The organism is Streptomyces sp. NPDC029014 (genome assembly GCF_055564695.1).
The window spans coordinates 15,343-37,274 of sequence record NZ_JBVHVT010000087.1; the positions used below are offsets into that span (position 1 = coordinate 15,343).

The 21,932-nt window shown below is 75.4% G+C and carries 2 protein-coding genes; both read left to right on the forward strand.

Features of this window, described 5'->3' with window-relative positions; all coding sequences use genetic code 11:
• Positions 1 to 16: 16 nt before the first annotated feature.
• On the forward strand, positions 17 to 20,359 hold the full coding sequence (locus tag ACZ4VL_RS33395) for a type I polyketide synthase (protein WP_468207638.1): 20,343 nt from the start codon (positions 17 to 19) through the stop codon (positions 20,357 to 20,359).
• 147 nt (positions 20,360 to 20,506) lie between these two features.
• Positions 20,507 to 21,932, forward strand: a 1,426-nt coding sequence (locus ACZ4VL_RS33400; RefSeq protein WP_468207641.1) for a type I polyketide synthase, incomplete at its 3' end; no start/stop codon positions are given.

The following is a 21,932-nucleotide window of genomic DNA, read 5'->3' on the forward strand; positions in this document are numbered from 1 at the left end:
CCGAAGTGCGGAGCAAATGATGACCACCCCGAACGAAAAAGTCGTTGAAGCGCTGCGGGCCTCCCTCAAGGAAACCGAGCGGCTGCGCCGCCGGAACCAGGAGCTCACCGACGCCTCCCGCGAACCCATCGCGATCGTCGGCATGAGCTGCCGCTTCCCCGGCGGAGTCGGCTCGCCCGAGGACCTGTGGAAGCTCGTCGAGAGCGGCGGCGACGCCATCTCGGGCTTCCCCGCCGACCGCGGCTGGGACGTCGAGTCGCTGTACGACCCCGACCCCGACCACCCCGGTACCACCTACGCCCGCGACGGCGGATTCCTGTACGGGGCACCCGAGTTCGACCCGGCCTTCTTCGGGATCTCCCCGCGCGAGGCCCTCGCCATGGACCCGCAGCAGCGCCTGCTGCTGGAGACCACCTGGGAGGTCTTCGAACGGGCCGGCATCGACCCGGCGACCCTGCGCGGCAGCCGGGCCGGCGTCTTCGTCGGCGCGTCCGCCAACGCGTACGGCGCCGGCTCGGGCGACCTGCCCGACGGGGTCGAGGGACACCTCCTCACCGGCACCGCCTCCAGCGTCGTCTCCGGACGCCTCGCCTACGTCTTCGGCCTGGAAGGCCCCGCCGCCACCGTAGACACGGCCTGCTCTTCCTCCTCCGTCGCCCTGCACATGGCCGTCCAGGCCCTGCGCCAGGGCGAGTGCTCCCTGGCCGTCGCCGCCGGCGTCACCGTCCTCGCCGGCCCGGACGTCTTCGTCGAGTTCAGCCGCCAGCGCGGACTGTCGCCCGACGGCCGCTGCAAGTCCTTCGCCGAGGCCGCGGACGGCACCGGCTGGTCCGAGGGCGTCGGCGTCCTCCTCGTGGAACGCCTCTCCGACGCCCGCCGCAACGGGCACCGGATCCTGGCCCTCGTCCGCGGCTCCGCCGTCAACCAGGACGGCGCGAGCAACGGCCTGACCGCCCCCAACGGGCCCGCGCAGCAGCGCGTCATCCGCCAGGCCCTCGAAAGCGCCCGCCTCACCCCCGCCGACGTCGACGTCGTCGAGGCCCACGGCACCGGCACCACCCTGGGCGACCCCATCGAGGCGCAGGCCCTGCTCGCCACCTACGGCCAGGACCGCCCGGCGGACCGGCCGCTGTGGCTGGGCTCCCTCAAGTCCAACATCGGGCACACCCAGAACACCGCCGGCATCGCCGGCGTCATCAAGATGGTCATGGCGATGCGGCACGGGACCCTGCCCAGGACCCTGCACGTCGACGCGCCGACCTCGCACGTCGACTGGGAGGCCGGCGCGGTCTCCCTGCTCACCGAGCAGCGGCCGTGGCCGGAGACCGGGCGCCCGTACCGGGCCGGCGTCTCCGCCTTCGGCGTGAGCGGCACCAACGTCCACACCATCATCGAGCAGGCACCCGAGGCCGACCGCACCCCCGAGCAGCAGCCCGAGAACACCGCGCCGCAGGCACCGCAGGCACCGCAGGTCCTGCCGTGGCTGCTGTCGGCGAAGGGCCGGGACGCCCTGCGCGAGCAGGCGGCACGGCTCCTCGCCTACGCCCGGGAGCACGACGGGACCGCCGCGCTCGACATCGCGTGGTCGCTGGCCGCGGGCCGGGCCCAGTTCGAGGACCGGGCCGCGGTCGTCGCCGCCGACCGCGAGGGCCTGCTGGCCGGTCTCGCCGCGCTGGCGGAGGGCGGTACGGCGGCCGGCGTCGTCACGGGCGCGCCGGCCGGCGGGAAGGTCGCCTTCCTGTTCACCGGGCAGGGCAGCCAGCGGCTCGGCATGGGCCGTGAGCTGTACGAGGCGTTCCCCGTGTTCGCCCGGGCCCTCGACGCCGTCTGCGAGCGGCTGGAACTCCCGCTGAAGGACGTCCTGTTCGGGTCGGACACGGAGCTGCTGGACCGGACGGAGTACACGCAGCCCGCCCTGTTCGCGGTCGAGGTGGCGCTGTTCCGCCTCGTCGAATCGTGGGGTGTGCGACCGGACTTCGTTGCCGGGCACTCGATCGGTGAGATCGCCGCCGCGCACGTCGCCGGGGTCCTGTCCCTGGACGACGCGTGCACCCTGGTCGCGGCCCGCGGCCGGCTGATGCAGGCCCTCCCCGCCGGCGGCGTGATGATCGCGGTCCAGGCCTCGGAGGACGAGGTCCTGCCGCTGCTCACCGACGCCGACCAGGTGTCCGTCGCCGCGGTCAACGGCCCGCAGTCGGTCGTCGTCGCCGGTGACGAGGGCGCGGCGGCCGCCGTTGCCGCGCACTTCGAGGCGCAGGGTCGCAAGACCAAGCGGCTCACCGTCAGCCACGCGTTCCACTCGCCGCACATGGACGGCATGCTCGACGACTTCCGCCGGGTGGTGGCCGGGCTGACCTTCGAGGCCCCCCGCATCCCGGTCGTGTCGAACCTGACCGGGGCCCTCGTCACCGGCGAGATGGGGTCGGCGGAGTTCTGGGTGCGGCACGTCCGCGAGGCCGTCCGCTTCCTGGACGGCGTCCGCGCCCTCGAAGCCGCCGGGGTGACCACGTTCGTCGAGCTCGGCCCCGACGGGGTGCTGTCCGCCCTCGCCCAGGAGTGCGTCACCGAGGACGCCGTCTTCGTGCCCGTCCTGCGCAAGGGCCGCGACGAGGCCGAGGCCCTCGTGACCGCCCTCGCCCGGGCCCACGCCCACGGCGTCCGCGTCGACTGGCAGGCCTTCTTCGCCGCCACGGCCACCGCCACCGGCACCGGCGTCCGCCCCGTCGACGACCTGCCCACCTACGCCTTCCAGCGGCAGCGCTACTGGATCGAGCCCGGCAGCCGGATCGGCGACCTCACCGCGGCCGGCCTGGCTGCGGCCGCACACCCGCTGCTCGGCGCCATGGTCGCCCTCGCCGACTCCGACGGCTTCGCCTTCACCAGTCTGCTGTCCGCCGCCACCCACCCCTGGCTGGCCGACCACCGGGTCATGGGCAGCATCCTGCTCCCCGGCACGGCCTTCGTCGAGCTGGCGGTGTGGGCCGGTGACCAGGTCGGCTGCGACACCCTTGAGGAGCTGACCCTCGAAGCGCCGTTCGTCCTGCCCGAACGCGGCGGGGTGCAGCTCCAGATCAACGTGAGCGCACCCGACGCCGACGGCTCCGGCCGGCGCTCCTTCAGCCTCTCCTCCCGCCCCTCGGACAGCGCCGCCGACGAGCCCTGGACCCGGCACGCCGGCGGTGTCCTCGCCCGCGCCGCCGTCCCGGCCCGATCGGTGTTCGCGGCCGGCCAGTGGCCCCCCGCCGACGCCGAACCCCTCCCCACGGACGGCCTCTACACCGACCTGGCCGAGGTCGGCATGGGCTACGGCCCGGCCTTCCGCGGCCTCACCGCCGCCTGGCGGCACGGCGACGGCGTCTACGCCGAGGTCGCCCTCCCCGAGGACACCGCGGCCGCGGCCCGGGACTTCGGACTCCACCCGGCGCTGCTGGACGCGGCACTGCACACCCTCGGCCTCGGCGTGCTCGGCGGCACCGAGGGCGAGGGCCGGCTCCCGTTCGCCTGGACCGGGGTGACCCTCCACGCGAGCGGTGCCGACGCCCTGCGCGTCCACCTCGCGCCGACCGGCGCGGGCGACGGCATACGCCTGGAGATCGCGGACGTCACCGGTGCACCCGTCGCGACCGTCGACTCGCTCGTCCTGCGCGCCGTGTCCGCCGAGCAGGTCCGGGCGGCCCGTACCGCCCACCACGAGGCGGTGTTCCGCACCGAGTGGACGGCCCTGCCCACCGCCACCGCCACCGGCGCGGACGCCGACACGGACGCGGACCTGCGCGGTCGCTGGGCGGTCCTGGGGACCGAGGTCCCCGCCGCCCTGCTCGGCACGGGCCCCGTCCGGGACGCCGCCGACATCGCCGTCTACGCGGACCCCGCCGAGCTGGCCGCCGCCGTCGACGCCGGAGCACCCGTCCCGCAGGCCCTCTTCGCCGCCTACGCCCCGGCCGGCCCCGCCGCACCGGAGCTGTCCGCCGAGGCCGTGCACCGGGCCGCGCACCACGCCCTCGCCCTCGCCCGGACCTGGCTGGGGGAGGAGCCGTTCACCGGCGACCGGTTCGCCGCCACCCGCCTCGTCGTCCTCACCTCGGGCGCGGTCGAGGCCGGCGACGGCACCACCGGCGCCGACGCCCTCACCGACCCCGGCCACGCGGCCGTACGCGGCCTGCTGCGCTCCGCACAGGCCGAGAACCCCGACCGGCTGCTGCTGGTCGACACCGACGGCACCGCGGACTCCGTACGCGCCCTGCCCGCCGCCCTCGCCGCAGCCCGGGCCGCCGCCGAGCCGGAACTCGCCCTGCGCGGCGGTACCGCCCTCGCGCCCCGCCTCGCCCGCGTGGCCCGGCAGCCCGAGGAAGCGGAGCAGGAACACGAGCACGGGCAGGAGCAGGAGCGGGAGGCTCAGCAGGCCGCCGCCGGCATCCGGTACGCGCCGGAGTCGACCGTGCTGATCACCGGGGCCGGAGGTCTCCTCGGCGGGCTGATCGCCCGCCGCCTCGTCGCCGAGCACGGCGTACGGCACCTGCTGCTCGTCGGCCGCCGCGGCGGCTCCACCCCGCAGGCGCAGCGCCTCGCCGACGAACTCACCGCCGCGGGCGCCTCGGTGACCTGGGCCGCCTGCGACGTCGCCGACCGCGACGCGCTGGCCGCCGTACTGGAGGCCGTCCCCGCCGAGCACCCGCTCGGCGCGGTCGTCCACACCGCCGGCGTCCTCGACGACGGCGTGATCACCTCCCTCACCCCCGAGCGCCTGTCAGCCGTCCTGCGCCCCAAGGTCGACGCGGCCGTCCACCTGCACGAGCTGACCCGCGACCTCGACCTCTCCGCCTTCCTCCTCTTCTCCTCCATCGGCGGCGTCTTCGGCGGCGCCGGCCAGGGCAACTACGCCGCCGCCAACGTCTTCCTCGACGCGCTCGCCCGGCACCGCCGCTCCCTCGGCCTGCCCGCCACCTCCCTGGCCTGGGCCCTGTGGGCCGACGGCTCGGGCATGGCCGGCAGCCTCACCGAAGCCGACGTCAGCCGCATGACCCGCGGCGGACTGCCCCCGCTGACCTCGGCCGAGGGCCTCGACCTGTTCGACCTCGCGCACCGCCTCGACGAGGCCGTCCCCGTCCTGATGCGCATCGACACCGCCGGGCTGCGCCCCCAGGCCCAGGCCGGCACCCTCTCCCCGCTGCTCCGCGGACTCGTCCGGGTCCCCGCCCGCCGGTCCGCGGGCGCCGCGGCCGCCGCGGCGGGTGCCTCCGGCCTGCGGCAGCGCCTGGTCGGCCTCCCGGCCGCCGAGCAGGAGCGCACGCTCCTCGACCTCGTCCGCAAGCAGGTCGCCACGGCCCTGGGCTACCCGAACGCCGCCGCCGTCGAACCGGGCCGCTCCTTCAAGGAGCTGGGCTTCGACTCGCTGACCGCCGTCGAGCTGCGCAACCTGCTCGGCGAGGCCACCGGCCGCCGCCTGCCCGCCACCCTCGTCTTCGACTACCCGACGGCCACCGCCCTCGCCCAGTACCTCCTCGAGGAGCTCGTCGGCGACCTCGCCGCCGCCGACGACGCCGCCACCGCGACCGGCGCGACCGGCGCCGGCCGCCTCCCCGCCCGCCGACGCGCCGCCTCCGCGGCCCGCGCCGCCCACGACGCCGACGACGACCCGATCGCCATCGTCGCGATGAACTGCCGCTTCCCGGGCGGCGTCACCTCCCCCGAGGACCTGTGGCGGATGCTCGCCGAGGGCCGCGACGGCATCACCGCCTTCCCCGCCGACCGCGGCTGGGACCTCGACACCCTCTACAGCGACGACCCCGACCGCGAAGGCACCAGCTACGTCCGCGAGGGCGGCTTCCTGCACGAGGCCGCCGACTTCGACCCGGCCTTCTTCGGGATCTCCCCGCGCGAGGCCCTCGCCATGGACCCGCAGCAGCGCCTGCTGCTGGAGACCACCTGGGAGACCTTCGAACGCGCGGGCATCGACCCGACCGCCCTGCGCGGCAGCCGCACCGGCGTGTTCGTCGGCTCCAACGCCCAGGACTACCTCCAGCTCTGGCTCGACGACGCGGGCGCCGCCGACCTCGAAGGCCATCTCGGCACCGGCAACGCGGCCAGCGTCGTCTCCGGCCGCATCTCCTACACCTTCGGCCTCGAAGGCCCGGCCGTCACCATCGACACGGCCTGCTCCTCGTCGCTCGTCACCCTGCACCTCGCCGCCCACGCCCTGCGCCGCGGCGAATGCACGATGGCCCTCGCCGGCGCCGTGACCATCATGTCCACGCCCGGCGCGTTCACCGAGTTCAGCCGCCAGCGCGGCCTGGCCGGGGACGGCCGCATCAAGGCGTTCGCCGCGGCCGCCGACGGCACCATCTGGTCCGAAGGCGTCGGCCTGCTCCTCCTGGAGCGGCTATCCGACGCCCGCCGCAACGGCCACCCGGTCCTCGCCGTGGTCCGTGGCACCGCCGTCAACCAGGACGGCGCATCCAACGGCCTCACCGCCCCCAACGGCCCGTCCCAGCAGCGCGTCATCCGCGAGGCCCTCGCCGACGCCGGCCTCACCGCCGCCGAGGTCGACGCCGTGGAGGCGCACGGCACGGGCACCCGGCTCGGCGACCCGATCGAAGCGCAGGCCCTCCTCGCCACGTACGGGCAGGACCGCCCCGAAGACCGGCCGCTGTTCCTCGGCTCGGTGAAGTCCAACATCGGCCACACGCAGGCCGTCGCCGGCGCCGCCGGCGTCATCAAGATGGTCATGGCCATGCGGCACGGGCTGCTCCCGCAGACCCTCCACATCGACGAGCCGACCCCCTACGTGGACTGGTCCGCCGGCGACATCGAGCTGCTGACCGAGCAGCGTCCCTGGCCCGAGACCGGCCACCCCCGCCGCGCCGGAATCTCCTCGTTCGGCTACAGCGGCACCAACGCCCACGCCGTCCTCGAACAGGCACCGCAGGAGGACCAGTCGGCGGCGGCCGCGAAGCCGGCCACGCCGACCGGGGCCGGGTCGGTCCCGGCGGTCCTGCCGTGGACGGTCTCCGGCCGCACCGCGGCCGCCCTGCGCGCCCAGGCGGACCGCCTGCGCCCGGCCGCGGCCGACGCACTCGCCGCGCCCGGCTCCCGGGGCGCCGTGGACCTCGGCCACTCCCTCGCCCTGCACCGGGCCGCCCTGGAGCACCGCGCGGTGGTGTTCGGCGAGCCGTCGGACGGCGACGCACTCCTCACCCGCCTGGACGCCCTCGCGGCCGGAGAGCAGGCCCCGGGGCTGGTACAGGGCTCGGTGTCGGGCGGCGCCCTGGCCTTCCTGTTCACCGGACAGGGCAGCCAGCGGCTCGGCATGGGCCGTGAGCTGTACGAGGCCTTCCCCGTGTTCGCCCGGGCCCTCGACGCCGTCTGCGAGAAGCTCCCACTCCCGTTGAAGGACGTCCTGTTCGGAACGGACGCGGGCCAGCTGGACCGGACGGAGTACACGCAGCCGGCGCTGTTCGCGGTCGAGGTGGCCCTGTTCCGCCTCGTGGAGAGCTGGGGCGTGCGGCCGGACTTCGTGGCCGGTCACTCCATCGGCGAGATCGCTGCCGCGCATGTGGCGGGCGTGCTGTCGCTGGACGACGCGTGCACGCTGGTCGCGGCCCGCGGCCGGCTGATGCAGGCCCTCCCCGCCGGCGGCGTGATGATCGCCGTGCAGGCGTCGGAGGACGAGGTCCTGCCGCTGCTGACCGACGCCGACCGCGTGAGCATCGCCGCGGTCAACGGCCCGCAGTCGGTGGTCATCGCCGGTGACGAGGGCGCGGCCGTCGCGATCGCCGAGCACTTCCGGGCCCAGGAACGGAAGACCAAGCGGCTGACGGTCAGCCACGCGTTCCACTCGCCGCACATGGACGGCATGCTCGACGAGTTCCGGCAGGTGGTGGCGGGTCTGTCCTTCGAGGTCCCCCGCCTCCCGGTCGTGTCCTGCCTGACCGGCGCCCTCGTCAGCGACGAGATGGGGTCCGCGGACTTCTGGGTGCGGCACGTCCGCGAGGCGGTCCGTTTCCTCGACGGCGTCCGCGCCCTCGAAGCCGCCGGGGTGACCACGTTCGTCGAGCTCGGGCCGGACGGCGTACTGTCCGCGCTTGCCCAGGAGTGCCTGACGGGCACCGCCGACGTCGCCTGCGTGCCCGTACTGCGTGCGGGCCGCCCGGAGGCGGACACGGCGGTAGCCGCCGTCGCCCGCGCCTACGTGCGGGGCGTGGAGGTGGACTGGTCCGCGTTCTTCGCCGGTACCGGCGCGGAGCGCGTCGAGCTGCCGACGTACGCCTTCCAGCGGCAGCGCTACTGGCCGGAGAAGTCCCTGTCGAGCGGCAGCACGGTGCCCGCCGCGGCCCCCGGCGCGGTGGACGCCCGCTTCTGGGAGGCGGTGGAGCACGGCGACCTCGCCTCCCTGGCCGCCGAGCTGGAAGTCGACGCCGATGCGCCGTTCAGCGCGCTCGTCCCCGCCCTCTCCGCATGGCGGCGACAGGGCCAGGAGCAGTCCGAGGTGGACCGCTGGCGCTACCGGGTGTCGTGGAAGCCGCTGGCGGATGCCGGGGCCGCCGCGCGCCTGTCCGGTACCTGGCTGGTGGTGACGCCTGCCGCCGGTGTCGACGGTGCCGCGGCCGTGATGGACGCCCTGGTCGGGCGTGGTGCCGAGGTCCGTCAGGTGGTCGTCGGGACCGGTGCGGACCGTGCCGCTGTGGCCGGTCTGCTGGCCGGGGTCGAGGGCGTCGCGGGTGTGGTGTCGCTGCTGGCGCTGGACGAGGCCGCCGGTGTCGTCGCGACGGCCGTGTTGGTGCAGGCGTTGGGTGATGCAGGGGTGGAGGTGCCCCTGTGGTGCCTGACCCGTGGTGCGGTGAGCGTGGGCCGTTCGGACCGGCTGGTGTCGGCGGTGCAGGCTCAGACGTGGGGCCTGGGCCGGGTGGCCGCGCTGGAACTGCCCGGACGCTGGGGCGGTCTGGTCGACCTGCCCGAGGTGTGGGACGAGCGGGCGATGGGCCGGCTGGTCGGCGTGCTCGCCGGCGGTGTCGCCGGTGAGGACCAGGTCGCCGTCCGGTCGTCCGGGGTCTTCGGACGCCGTCTGGTCCGGGCGGCTCGCGCCGAGGGTTCTGCCTCCTGGACGCCGTCCGGGACGGCGCTGGTCACCGGTGGTACGGGTGCCCTCGGTGGGCGCGTGGCCCGCTGGCTGGCCGGTGCCGGTGCGGAGCGGCTGGTGCTGACCAGCCGCCGGGGCGCTGACGCTCCGGGCGCCGCCGAGCTGGCGGCGGAGCTCTCCGAACTCGGGGTGGAGGTGTCGGTCGTGGCGTGCGACGCCGCCGACCGCGACGCACTCCGTACGCTGCTGGCCGCCGAGGCCGAGACCCTCACCGCGGTGGTCCACACCGCCGGCGTGCTGGACGACGGCGTCCTGGACGCGCTGACGCCGGACCGCTTCGAGAACGTGCTGCGGGCCAAGGTCGACTCGGCCCGCAACCTGCACGAGCTGACCGGCGAGCTCGGCATCGAGCTGTCCGCCTACGTGCTGTTCTCCTCCATGAGCGGCACCATCGGTGCGGCCGGCCAGGGCAACTACGCCGCCGCCAACGCCTACCTGGACGCGCTCGCCGAGCAGCGCCGGGCCGCCGGCCTGGCCGCGACCTCGATCGCCTGGGGTCCGTGGGCCGAGGGCGGCATGGCCGCCGACCAGGCCCTCGAAGCCCGCATGCGCCGGGGCGGCGTACCGCCCATGAACGCCGTCCTCGCCCTCACCGCGCTCCGGCAGGCCGTCGGCTCCGACGACGCCGCCCTGACGATCGTCGACTTCGACTGGGCGGCGTTCGCGCCCGGCTTCACGGCGGTACGCGCAGGCCGGCTGCTCGGCGACCTGCCCGAGGCCGAGGCCGCCACCGGCGGCGCCCGGGCCGCGGGCGACCGTACCGACCGCTCGGGCGCCTCGCTCGCCGCTCACCTCGGGAGCCTGGTCGAGAGCGACCGGGAGCCGTTCCTCCTCGACCTCGTCCGCGAGGAGGTCGCCGAGGTCCTCGGCCACTCCGGCGCCGAGGACGTCGAGGCCGGGCGGGCCTTCCGCGAGATCGGCTTCGACTCGCTGACCGCCGTCGAACTCCGCAACCGGCTCGGCGCGACCACCGGACTCCGGCTCCCGGCCACGCTCGTCTACGACTACCCGACGCCGGCCGCACTCGCCGCCCACCTGCTCGCCGAACTCCTCGGCACGCAGGCCGAGGTGACCGGCCCGGTGGCCGCGGCCGCCGACGACGACCCGATCGCCATCGTCGCGATGAGCTGCCGCTTCCCCGGCGGCGTACGCACCCCCGAGGACCTCTGGCAGCTGCTGGCGTCCGGCACCGACGCGATCTCGGACCTCCCCCTGGACCGCGGCTGGGACCTCGACGCCCTGTACGACGCCGATCCGGGCGCAGCGGGCACCTCGTACACCCGGCAGGGCGGCTTCCTCTACGACGCCGCCGACTTCGACGCCGACTTCTTCGGGATCTCCCCGCGCGAGGCCCTCGCCATGGACCCGCAGCAGCGCCTGCTGCTGGAGACCTCCTGGGAGGCCTTCGAACGGGCCGGCATCGACCCCGAGACCCTGCGCGGCAGCCAGGCCGGCGTGTTCGTCGGCACCAACGGCCAGGACTACCTGTCCGTCCTCCTGGAGGACCCGTCCGGCCTCGAAGGCCACCTGGGCACCGGCAACGCCGCCAGCGTCGTCTCCGGCCGCCTGTCGTACGTGTTCGGCCTCGAAGGCCCGGCCGTGACCGTCGACACCGCATGCTCCTCGTCGCTGGTCGCCCTGCACTGGGCGATCCAGGCGCTCCGCAACGGCGAATGCGACCTCGCCCTGGCCGGCGGCGTCACCGTCATGTCGACGCCCGGCACCTTCATCGAGTTCAGCCGGCAGCGCGGCCTGGCAGCCGACGGCCGGATCAAGGCCTTCGCGGCGGCCGCGGACGGCACCGGCTGGGGCGAGGGCGTCGGCATGCTGCTCGTCGAACGCCTGTCGGACGCGCAGCGCAAGGGCCACCCGGTGCTGGCGGTCGTCCGCGGCTCGGCCGTCAACCAGGACGGTGCGAGCAACGGACTGACCGCCCCCAACGGGCCCTCGCAGCAGCGCGTCATCCGCGCCGCCCTCGCGAGCGCCGGGCTGGCGGCCGCCGACGTGGACGCCGTCGAGGCCCATGGCACGGGTACGACCCTCGGCGACCCCATCGAGGCGCAGGCGCTGCTCGCCACGTACGGCCGGGACCGCACGGACGGCGAGCCGCTGTTCCTCGGCTCCGTCAAGTCGAACATCGGCCACACGCAGGCCGCGGCGGGCGTCGCGGGCGTCATCAAGATGGTGCTGGCCGTGCAGCACGGCGTGCTGCCCCAGAGCCTCCACATCGACGAGCCCTCGCCCCAGGTCGACTGGGAGGCCGGCGAGATCGAGCTGCTCACCGAGCGCCGGGAGTGGCCGGAGACCGGCCGCCCGCGCCGGGCCGGCATCTCCTCGTTCGGCTTCAGCGGCACCAACGCCCACACGATCATCGAGCAGGCCCCGCCGGCGCGGGCGACGGCCGAGGCGCAGGAGAACCCCCTGCCGCTCCCGCTGCCGCTGCTGGTCTCCGCGAGGAGCGAGGCCGCACTCCGCGCCCAGGCCGAGGGCCTGCGGGCGCGGCTGCTCGCCGACTCCGCACTCCGCCCGATCGACGTCGGCGTGACCCTCGCGACCGGCCGCTCCTCGTTCGAGGAGCGCGCGGCCGTGGTCGCCGCCGACCGTGCGGGCCTGCTCGCAGGCCTCACCGCGCTGGCGGCGGGCGACCCGGCGGCAGGTGTGGTGACGGGCTCGCCGGCCGGAGGCAAGGTCGCCTTCCTGTTCACCGGACAGGGCAGCCAGCGCCCCGGCACGGGCCGCGAGCTGTACGACGCCTTCCCCGTGTTCGCGGACGCGCTGGACGAGGTGTGCGCCCGCTTCGACCTCGACGTGCCGCTGAAGGAGGTCCTGTTCGGAACGGACGCGGGCCTGCTGGACCGGACGGAGTACACCCAGCCGGCGCTGTTCGCCGTCGAGGTGGCCCTGTTCCGGCTCGTGGCGAGCTGGGGCCTGAAGCCGGACGTCGTCTCCGGCCACTCCATCGGTGAGATCGCGGCGGCCCACGTGGCCGGTGTCTTCTCGCTGGACGACGCGTGCACGCTGGTCGCCGCCCGTGGCCGGCTGATGCAGGCGCTCCCGGCCGGCGGCGCCATGATCGCGCTGCAGGCGTCGGAGGACGAGGTCCTGCCGCTGCTCGTCGACACCGACCGGGTGAGCATCGCCGCGGTCAACGGCCCGCAGTCGGTGGTCATCGCCGGTGACGAGGGCGCGGCCGTCGCGATCGCCGAGCACTTCCGGGCCCAGGAACGGAAGACCAAGCAGTTGACGGTCAGCCACGCGTTCCACTCGCCGCACATGGACGGCATGCTCGACGACTTCCGCCAGGTGGTGGCGGGTCTGTCCTTCGAAGCGCCCCGTATCCCGGTCGTCTCCAACCTGACCGGAGCCCTCGTCTCGGACGAGACGGGCTCGGCGGACTTCTGGGTGCGGCACGTCCGCGAGGCCGTCCGCTTCCTCGACGGCATCCGGGCCCTGGAGGCCGCGGGCGTCACGACGTACGTCGAGCTCGGCCCGGACGGCGTACTGTCCGCCCTCGGCCAGGAGTGCGTCCGCGAGCCCGGAGCCGTGTTCGTGCCCGCCGTGCGCAAGGGCCGCCCCGAGGCCGAGACGGTGATGGCCGCCCTGGCCCGGATCCATGTCCGCGGGTTCTCCGTCGACTGGCACGCGGTCTACGGGGCCGGTGCCGTACGGGTCGACCTGCCCACGTACGCCTTCCAGCGCCGCCGGTACTGGCCGGAAGCCGCTCTGGTGCAGCGTCGCGTGGCCGCGGGCAGCGGATCGGGCGCGGACGGCTGGCGGTACCGGGTGTCGTGGAAGCCGCTGGCGGATGCCGCGGCCGCCGCGCGCCTGTCCGGTACCTGGCTGGTGGTGACGCCTGCCGCCGGTGTCGACGGTGCCGCGGCCGTGATGGACGCCCTGGTCGGGCGTGGTGCCGAGGTCCGCCAGGTGGTCGTCGGGGCCGGTGCGGACCGTGCCGCTGTGGCCGGTCTGCTGGCCGGTGTCGAGGGCGTCGCGGGTGTGGTGTCGCTGCTGGCGCTGGACGAGGCCGCCGGTGTGGTGGCTACGGCCGTGTTGGTGCAGGCGTTGGGTGATGCCGGGGTGGGGGCGCCGTTGTGGTGCCTGACCCGTGGTGCGGTGAGCGTGGGCCGTTCGGACCGGCTGGTGTCGGCGGTGCAGGCTCAGACGTGGGGCCTGGGCCGGGTGGCCGCGCTGGAACTGCCCGGACGCTGGGGCGGTCTGGTCGACCTGCCCGAGGTCTGGGACGAGCGGGCGATGGGCCGGCTGGTCGGCGTGCTCGCCGGCGGTGCGGCCGGTGAGGACCAGGTCGCGGTTCGTTCCTCCGGGGTCTTCGGACGCCGCCTCGTCCGCGCAGCCGCAGACACCTCCGAGTCCTGGGCGCCGTCCGGGACGGTGCTCGTCACCGGTGGTACGGGTGCCCTCGGCGGGCGCGTGGCCCGCTGGCTGGCCGGTGCGGGTGCGGAGCGGCTGGTGCTGACCAGCCGCCGGGGCCCGGATGCTCCGGGCGCCGCCGAGCTGGCGGCGGAGCTGGTGGAGCTGGGTGCGGAGGTGTCGGTCGTGGCGTGCGACGCCGCCGACCGGGACGCACTCCGTACGCTGCTGGCCGCCGAGGCCGAGACCCTCACGGCGGTGGTCCACACCGCCGGCGTGCTGGACGACGGTGTCCTGGACGCGCTGACTCCGGACCGCTTCGAGAACGTGCTGCGGGCGAAGGCGGCCTCCGCGCTGCACCTGCACGAGCTCACCGCCGAACTCGGCATCGAGCTGTCCGCCTTCGTGCTGTTCTCCTCCGTCACCGGGACCTGGGGAACCGCCGGCCAGGCCAACTACGCCGCCGCCAACGCCTACCTCGACGCGCTGGCCGAGCAGCGCCGGGCCGCCGGCCTCGCCGCGACCTCGATCGCCTGGGGTCCGTGGGCCGAGGGCGGCATGGCCGCCGACCGGGCCCTCGAAGCCCGGATGCGCAAGGGCGGCGTACCGCCCATGAACGCCGAAGCGGCCGTCGACGCCCTCCGGCGCGCCCTCGACGCGAACGACACCGTCGTCGCCGTCGCGGACGTCGACTGGGAGCGCTTCGCCCCCGGCTTCACCGCGGTCCGCCCCAGCCGCCTCCTCGCCGCACTGCCCGACGCGCGTGGCGCCGTCGCCGCCCTGATGACCGGCGGCGACACCCCGGGCGACACGCCCGCGGGCGGCCGGGACTCCCTCGCGCAGCGGCTGGCGGGCCTCTCCGTCGCCGAACGCGACCGGCTGCTGCTCGACCTCGTCCGCAAGGAGGTCGCCGCGGTCCTCGGCCACGCCGGAGCGGAGAGCATCGCCGCGGGAAGGGCGTTCAAGGAGCTCGGCTTCGACTCGCTGACCGCCGTCGAACTCCGCAACCGGCTCGGCGCGGCCACCGGGCTGCGCCTCCCCGCCACCCTGATCTACGACTACCCGACCTCCGCCGACCTGGCGGACCACCTGCGTCGCGAACTCCTCGGCGCCGGGACCGAACAGGCCGCTCCCGTCCCCGCGGTCCGGGTGGCCGACGACGACCCGATCGCGATCGTCGCGATGAGCTGCCGCTTCCCCGGCGGTGTGCGCACCCCCGAGGAGCTCTGGCAGCTGCTGGCCGCCGGCGGCGACGCCATCGGCGAGTTCCCGGCCGACCGCGGCTGGGACGCCGAGGAACTGTTCGGGTCGCGGTTCGGGCAGGAGGCCTCGTACGCCCGCGAAGGCGGATTCCTGTACGACGTCGCGGAGTTCGACCCCGGCTTCTTCGGGATCTCCCCGCGCGAGGCCCTGGCCATGGACCCGCAGCAGCGGCTCCTGCTGGAGACCTCCTGGGAGGCGTTCGAGCGGGCCGGCATCGACCCGTCGTCGGTGCGGGGCGGCCAGACCGGCGTGTTCGTCGGCACCAACGGCCAGGACTACCTGTCGCTCGTGCTGAACTCCGCCGACGGCGGCGACGGCTTCATGAGCACCGGCAACTCCGCCAGTGTCGTCTCCGGTCGGCTCTCCTACGTGTTCGGGCTGGAAGGCCCGGCCGTGACCGTCGACACCGCCTGCTCGGCGTCCCTCGTGGCGCTGCACCTGGCGGTGCAGGCGCTGCGCAGCGGCGAGTGCTCGATGGCCCTGGCAGGCGGTGTCACCGTGATGTCGACGCCGGGCGCCTTCGTCGAGTTCAGCCGGCAGGGCGGGCTCGCCTCGGACGGCCGGATCAAGGCCTTCGCGGCCGGTGCGGACGGCACCGGCTGGGGTGAGGGCGTCGGCATGCTGCTCGTGGAGCGGCTGTCGGACGCGCAGGCCAACGGGCATCCGGTGCTGGCCGTGGTCCGTGGTTCGGCCGTCAACCAGGACGGTGCGAGCAACGGCCTGACGGCCCCGAACGGGCCCTCGCAGCAGCGGGTGATCCGTCAGGCGCTCGCGAGCGCCGGCCTGGCCGCCGCAGACGTGGACGCCGTCGAGGCGCACGGCACCGGCACCAGGCTCGGCGACCCGATCGAGGCGCAGGCCCTGCTGGCGACCTACGGCCAGGACCGGCCCGACGGGCAGCCGCTGCTGCTCGGTTCGATCAAGTCGAACATCGGTCACACGCAGGCGGCCGCCGGTGTCGCGGGCGTCATCAAGATGGTCATGGCCATGCGCCACGGCCTGCTGCCGCAGACCCTGCACGTCGACGAGCCCACCCCGCACGTCGACTGGACCGCGGGCGACGTCGAGCTGCTCACCGAGCGGCGGGCCTGGCCCGAGACCGGGCGTCCGCGCCGGGCCGGCGTGTCCTCGTTCGGTGTGAGCGGTACGAACGCCCACGCCATCCTCGAACAGGCACCGGCGGTCGAGGCCCCCGAGCCGGCCGGACCCGAGAACCCCGGCCCGTGGCCGTGGATCCTCTCGGGCCGCACCGGGACGGCCCTGCGCGAGCAGGCCGCCCGGCTCCTCGCCCACCTCGACGGGCAGGACGGGCACGGTGCGCACGGCCGGCCGCGGCCGGTGGACGTCGGCCACTCGCTCGCGGCCGGCCGGGCGGTCCTCGACCACCGCGCCGTGATCGTCGCCGGAGCGGGGGAGGAGCACCGCGAGGCGCTGACCGCGTTGGCGGCGGGCGACTTGGCCGCGCCGCTCACCCGGGGCGTGGCCCGGGCGGAACGGCAGGTGGCGTTCCTGTTCACCGGGCAGGGCAGCCAGCGCCTCGGCATGGGCCGCGAACTGTACGACACCCAACCGGTGTTCGCGGAGGCGCTCGACGCGGTCTGCGCCCGCATGGACGCCCACCTAGAACTGCCCCTGAAGGAGGTGCTGTTCGGATCGGATCCGACCCTGCTCGACCGGACCGGGTTCACCCAGCCAGGGCTGTTCGCCTTCGAAGTGGCGCTGTACCGGCTGGTCGAGAGCCTGGGCCTGCGCCCGGACCTCCTGTCCGGCCACTCCATCGGCGAGATCACCGCCGCACACGTGGCCGGGGTCCTCTCCCTGGACGACGCGTGCACGCTGGTCGCCGCCCGCGGCCGGCTGATGCAGGCCCTCCCGGCCGGCGGCGCGATGATCGCCGTACAGGCCTCGGAGGACGAGGTCCTGCCGCTGCTCGTCGACACCGACCGGGTGGGCGTCGCGGCCGTCAACGGACCCCGGTCCGTGGTCATCGCCGGTGACAAGGACGCCGCGGCGGCGATCGCCGGGCGCTTCGAGGCGGACGGCCGGAAGACCAAGCGGCTCACCGTCAGCCACGCCTTTCACTCGCCCCACATGGACGGCATGCTGGCCGACTTCCGCAAGGTCGCCGAGCAACTCACGTACGGGGCCCCGCGCATCCCCGTCGTGTCCAACCTGACCGGCGCCCTCGCCGGCGAGGAGATGGCCACGGCCGACTTCTGGGTGCGGCACGTCCGGGAGGCGGTCCGCTTCCTCGACGGCGTCCGCGCCCTGGAGGCCGCCGGCGTCACGGCGTACGTCGAGATCGGGCCCGACGGCGTGCTGTCCGCGCTCGCCCAGGACTGCCTGACCGGCGACGGCGACACCGCGGGCGCCGGCAGTGCCGACGGCTCCGACCCTGCGGTCTTCGTGCCCGTGCTCCGCAAGGGCCGGCCCGAGGCCGCGAGCCTCGCCGCCGCCCTCGGCCGGGCCCACGTCCACGGCGTCGGCGTCGACTGGACGGCGTACTACTCCGGCGCCGGCGCCCGGCGCGTCGACCTGCCCACCTACGCCTTCCAGCGCGAGCGCTACTGGGTCGACTCCTTCGCCGCGGCCGAGGACGCCGCCTCGCTCGGCCTCGAAGCGGCCGGGCACCCGCTGCTCGGCGCCGCGGTCGAACTGCCCGGCACCGGCGGGTTCCTGTTCACCGGCCGGCTCTCCCGCCGCACGCACCCGTGGCTGGCCGACCACGTCGTCGCCGACTCCGCGGTCGTGCCCGGCGCGGCCCTCGTCGAGCTCGCGCTGCGGGCCGGGGACGAGGTCGGCTGCGGCCACCTGGCGGAGCTGACCGCCGAGGAGCCGCTCGTCCTCCCGGAGGACGGGGCCGTACAGCTCCGGCTCACCGTGGGCGGAGCCGACGACACCGGCCGCCGCCAGGCCGAGATCCACAGCCGCGCCGAGGCGGGCGACGGCGGCGACGGGCCGTCCGGCGGAACCTGGTCCCGGCACGCCACCGGGTTCCTCACCACGGAAGCGGCCGAGGACACCGGCGCGACCGCCGGCACCGCCGGCACCGGCGACGCGGCGTCCTGGCCGCCCGCCGGAGCCGCCGAGGTCTCCGTCGACGCGGTCCGCGACCGGCTCGCCGCCGCGGGCCTCTACCACGGACCCGCCCTGCGGACCCTGACCCGGATCTGGGTACGGGGCGAGGAGGTCTTCGCGCAGGCCCGGCTGTCCGACGAACAGGGGTCCTCCGCGCGCGGATTCGCCCTGCACCCGGCCCTGCTCGACGCCGCGGTCCAGGCACTCGCGGCGACCACCGCAGGCGGCGGTGGCCCCGCCGCACGCGAGCCCCTCGCCTGGCGCGGGGTGGCCCTGCACGCGGTCGGGGCCGACGCGCTGCGGCTGCGGATCACCGCCCCCGACGACGCCGGCACGGTGTCCGTCGAACTGGCCGACGAACAGGGCGCACCCGTCGCGTCCGTCCGGGCGCTGGTGACCCGGGCGCTCGACGCCGAGCGGTTCGCGGCGGTCCCGGACGCGGCGTCGCAGGACGGGCTGTTCCGCCTCGACTGGGTGCGCACGGCGGCGCCGGCCCGCCCGGCCGCCGCGACCTTCGCGGTCCTCGGTGACGCCCCGGGCGACGCCGACGGAGCCCACGCCCGCCTGGCCGCCGCCCTGGGCCGGGCCGGAGTGCCCGCCGCCCGGTACGCCGACCCGGCAGCGCTGGACGAGGCCGTCGCGGCCGGCCGGCAGCCGATGCCCGACACCGTGGTCGTGCCGTTCATGACGGCCGCCGCCACCGGCGCCACGGCAGCGGCCGCCGACCGCCTCGCGCAGGACGTCCGCGAGGTCACGCACCGCGTGCTCGCGACCGTGCAGGGCTGGCTGGACGGCGGCCGCTTCGCCGGCACCCGCCTGGCCGTCGTCACCCGGGGCGCCGTGGCCGCCCACCAGGACACCGAGGCCGCCGACCTCGCCCACACCCCGGTGTGGGGCCTGCTGCGGGCCGCGCAGACCGAGCACCCGGACCGCTTCGCCCTCGTCGACCTCGACGACGCCGAAGCCTCCGGCCGGGCCCTGCCCGCCGCCCTCGCGTCCGACGAACCCGAACTGGCCGTACGCGGCGGTGCCCTGTACGCACCCCGCCTGGCCCGGGTGGACGCCCGGACGGCGCAGCCCGGCGAACCGGCCGGCCGCATCGACACCAGCGGCACGGTCCTCGTCACCGGGGCCGGCGGCGGGCTCGCCGGCCTCCTCGCCCACCACCTGGTCACCGAGCACGGCGTACGCCACCTGCTGCTCACCGGCCGCAGGGGCGCCGACACCGAGACCGCGCCCGAACTGACCGCGCAGCTCACCGCGTTGGGCGCGGAGGTCACCTGGGCGGCCTGCGACGTCGCCGACCGGGACGCGCTGGCCGGGCTCCTGGAGTCCGTACCGGCCGAGCGTCCGCTGACGGCGGTCGTGCACACCGCGGCCGTGCTCGACGACGGCATCGTCGACCTGCTCACCCCCGAGCGCGTCGACCGGGTCCTGCGGCCCAAGGTGGAGGGGGCGCTGCACCTGCACGAGCTCACCCGCCACCTCGACCTGTCGGCGTTCGTCCTGTTCTCCGCCGCCGCCGGCACCCTCGGCTCCGCCGGCCAGGCCAACTACGCCGCGGCGAACGTGTTCCTCGACGCCCTTGCCCGGCACCGGCGGGCCCACGGCCTGGCCGCCCTCTCCCTGGTGTGGGGCATGTGGGCCGAGGAGCGCGGCATGGCCGGCCGGCTCACCGGGGCGGAGCGGGACCGCGCCGCCCGCGGCGGCGTCGCCCCGCTGTCGGCGGCGGAGGGCCTCGCCCTCTTCGACGCCGGCCTCGCCGCCGCGGACGACGAGCCGGTCCTGCTGCCGATCGGCCTCGACCTGCCCACCCTGCGGGCCCGGGCCGCGGACGGCGGACTCCTGCCCGTGTTCCGCGGTCTGGTCCGCACCCCGGTCCGGCAGCGGCGGGCGGCCACGCAGGCGTCCGGCGCGCACCGGACGCAGGACACGACCGCGGCCGCGCACGCCGGCACCGGTGGCGAGACGCTCACCGAACGCCTCGCCGGCCTGCCGGCGGCCGAGCGCGAGCGGACCGTGGTGGACCTGGTGCGCGGCCAGGTGGCCGCCGTCCTCGGGTACAGGTCGGCGGAAGTCATCGGCGAGGAGCAGGCGTTCAAGGAGCTCGGCTTCGACTCGCTGACCGCCGTCGAACTCCGCAACCGGCTCGGTGCGGCCGCCGGCCTCCGGCTGCCCGCCACGATGGTCTACGACTACCCGACCCCGGCCGCCCTCGCCCGGCACCTGCTGGACGAGGTCGCCCCGGACGGCACCGCGGAGCGCAAGCTCTCCGTGCTGGAGGAACTCGACCGTCTGGAGAGCACCTTCTCCTCCCTGGACCCGGCGGACCTGGCCGCGGCGGCCGGCGACGACGCGGCGCACGCCCGCGTCGCCGTACGCCTCCAGACGTTGCTGGCCCAGTGGAACGACGCCCGCCGGGTCGACGGTGCGGCGACCACCGCGGACGAGATCGAGGACGCGAGCGACGACGAGCTGTTCGCGCTCATCGACAAGAAGTTCGGCCAGGGCTGAACCCCACCCACCCCCAGGCCGTACCGCCGGAACCCCTGTTCCGGCGGTACGGCCCCCGTCTTCCCGAATTTCCTCAAATATCCTCGGGTCCCCCCCAGGTCTCCTGAACTCCCTTGAATTCCCCTGAGTCCTTCCACGGTCTCGACCATGCGAATAGGTGAAGCGCCAGTGGCGAACGAAGCAAAGCTCCGCGAATACCTCAAGAAGGTCACGACGGATCTCGACGAGGCGTACGGTCGCCTGCGGGACATCGAAAGCCAGGCCCACGAGCCGATCGCCATCACGGCAATGGGCTGCCGCTTCCCCGGAGGGGTCCGGACCCCCGAAGCGCTGTGGGAACTCCTCGCCGCCGGCGGCGACGCCCTCACCGAATTCCCCACGGACCGGGGCTGGGACCTGGACCACCTGTTCTCGGACGACCCCGACGAGCAGGGAACCTCGACCACCCGCGAAGGCGGCTTCCTGGGCGGCGCCCCCGCCTTCGACGCCGACTTCTTCGGGATCTCCCCGCGCGAGGCCATGGCCATGGACCCGCAGCAGCGGCTGCTGCTGGAGACCTCGTGGGAGGCGTTCGAGCGGGCCGGGATCGACCCGGGCGGCCTGCGCGGCAGCCAGTGCGGCGTGTTCGTCGGCATGAACGGCTCCGACTACCTGACCCCGCTGCTCGAAGCCGCCGAGGACTACGCGGGCCACCTCGGCACCGGCAACGCCTCCAGCGTCCTGTCCGGCCGGCTCTCCTACACCTTCGGCCTCGAAGGCCCCGCCGTCACCGTCGACACCGCCTGCTCCGCCTCGCTCGTCGCCCTGCACCTCGCCGCGCAGGCCCTGCGGGCGGGGGAGTGCAACCTCGCCCTCGCTGGCGGCGTCCACGTGATGTCCACCCCCGGCCTCTTCGTCGAGTTCAGCAAGCAGCGCGGACTGTCCGCGGACGGCCGCTGCAAGGCCTTCGCGGCCGGCGCCGACGGCTTCGGCCCCGCCGAGGGCGTGGGCGTACTGCTGCTGGAGCGCCTCTCCGACGCACGCAGGAACGGCCGCCCGGTCCTGGCCCTGGTCCGCGGGTCGGCGGTCAACCAGGACGGCGCCTCCAACGGCCTGACCGCGCCCAACGGGCCCTCGCAGCAGCGCGTCATCCGGCAGGCCCTCGCCAACGCCCGGCTCTCCGCCGACCAGGTCGACGCGGTCGAGGCCCACGGCACGGGAACGTCGCTCGGCGACCCCATCGAGGCCCAGGCCCTGCTGGCCACGTACGGCCAGGACCGCCCGACCGACCTGCCGCTGCTGCTCGGGTCGGTCAAGTCCAACATCGGGCACACCCAGGCCGCCGCCGGTGTCGCCGGCGTGATGAAGATGGTCCTGGCCATGCAGCACGGCGTGCTGCCGCAGAGCCTCCACATCGACGAGCCGTCCCCGCACGTGGACTGGGAGTCCGGCGCCGTCGCCCTGCTCACGGAGCGGACGGCGTGGCCCGAGACGACGCACCCGCGGCGTGCGGGCGTGTCGTCGTTCGGGTTCAGCGGCACGAACGCGCACGTGATCGTCGAGCAGGCCCCCGAGGTGGAGCCCGTGGACGCGG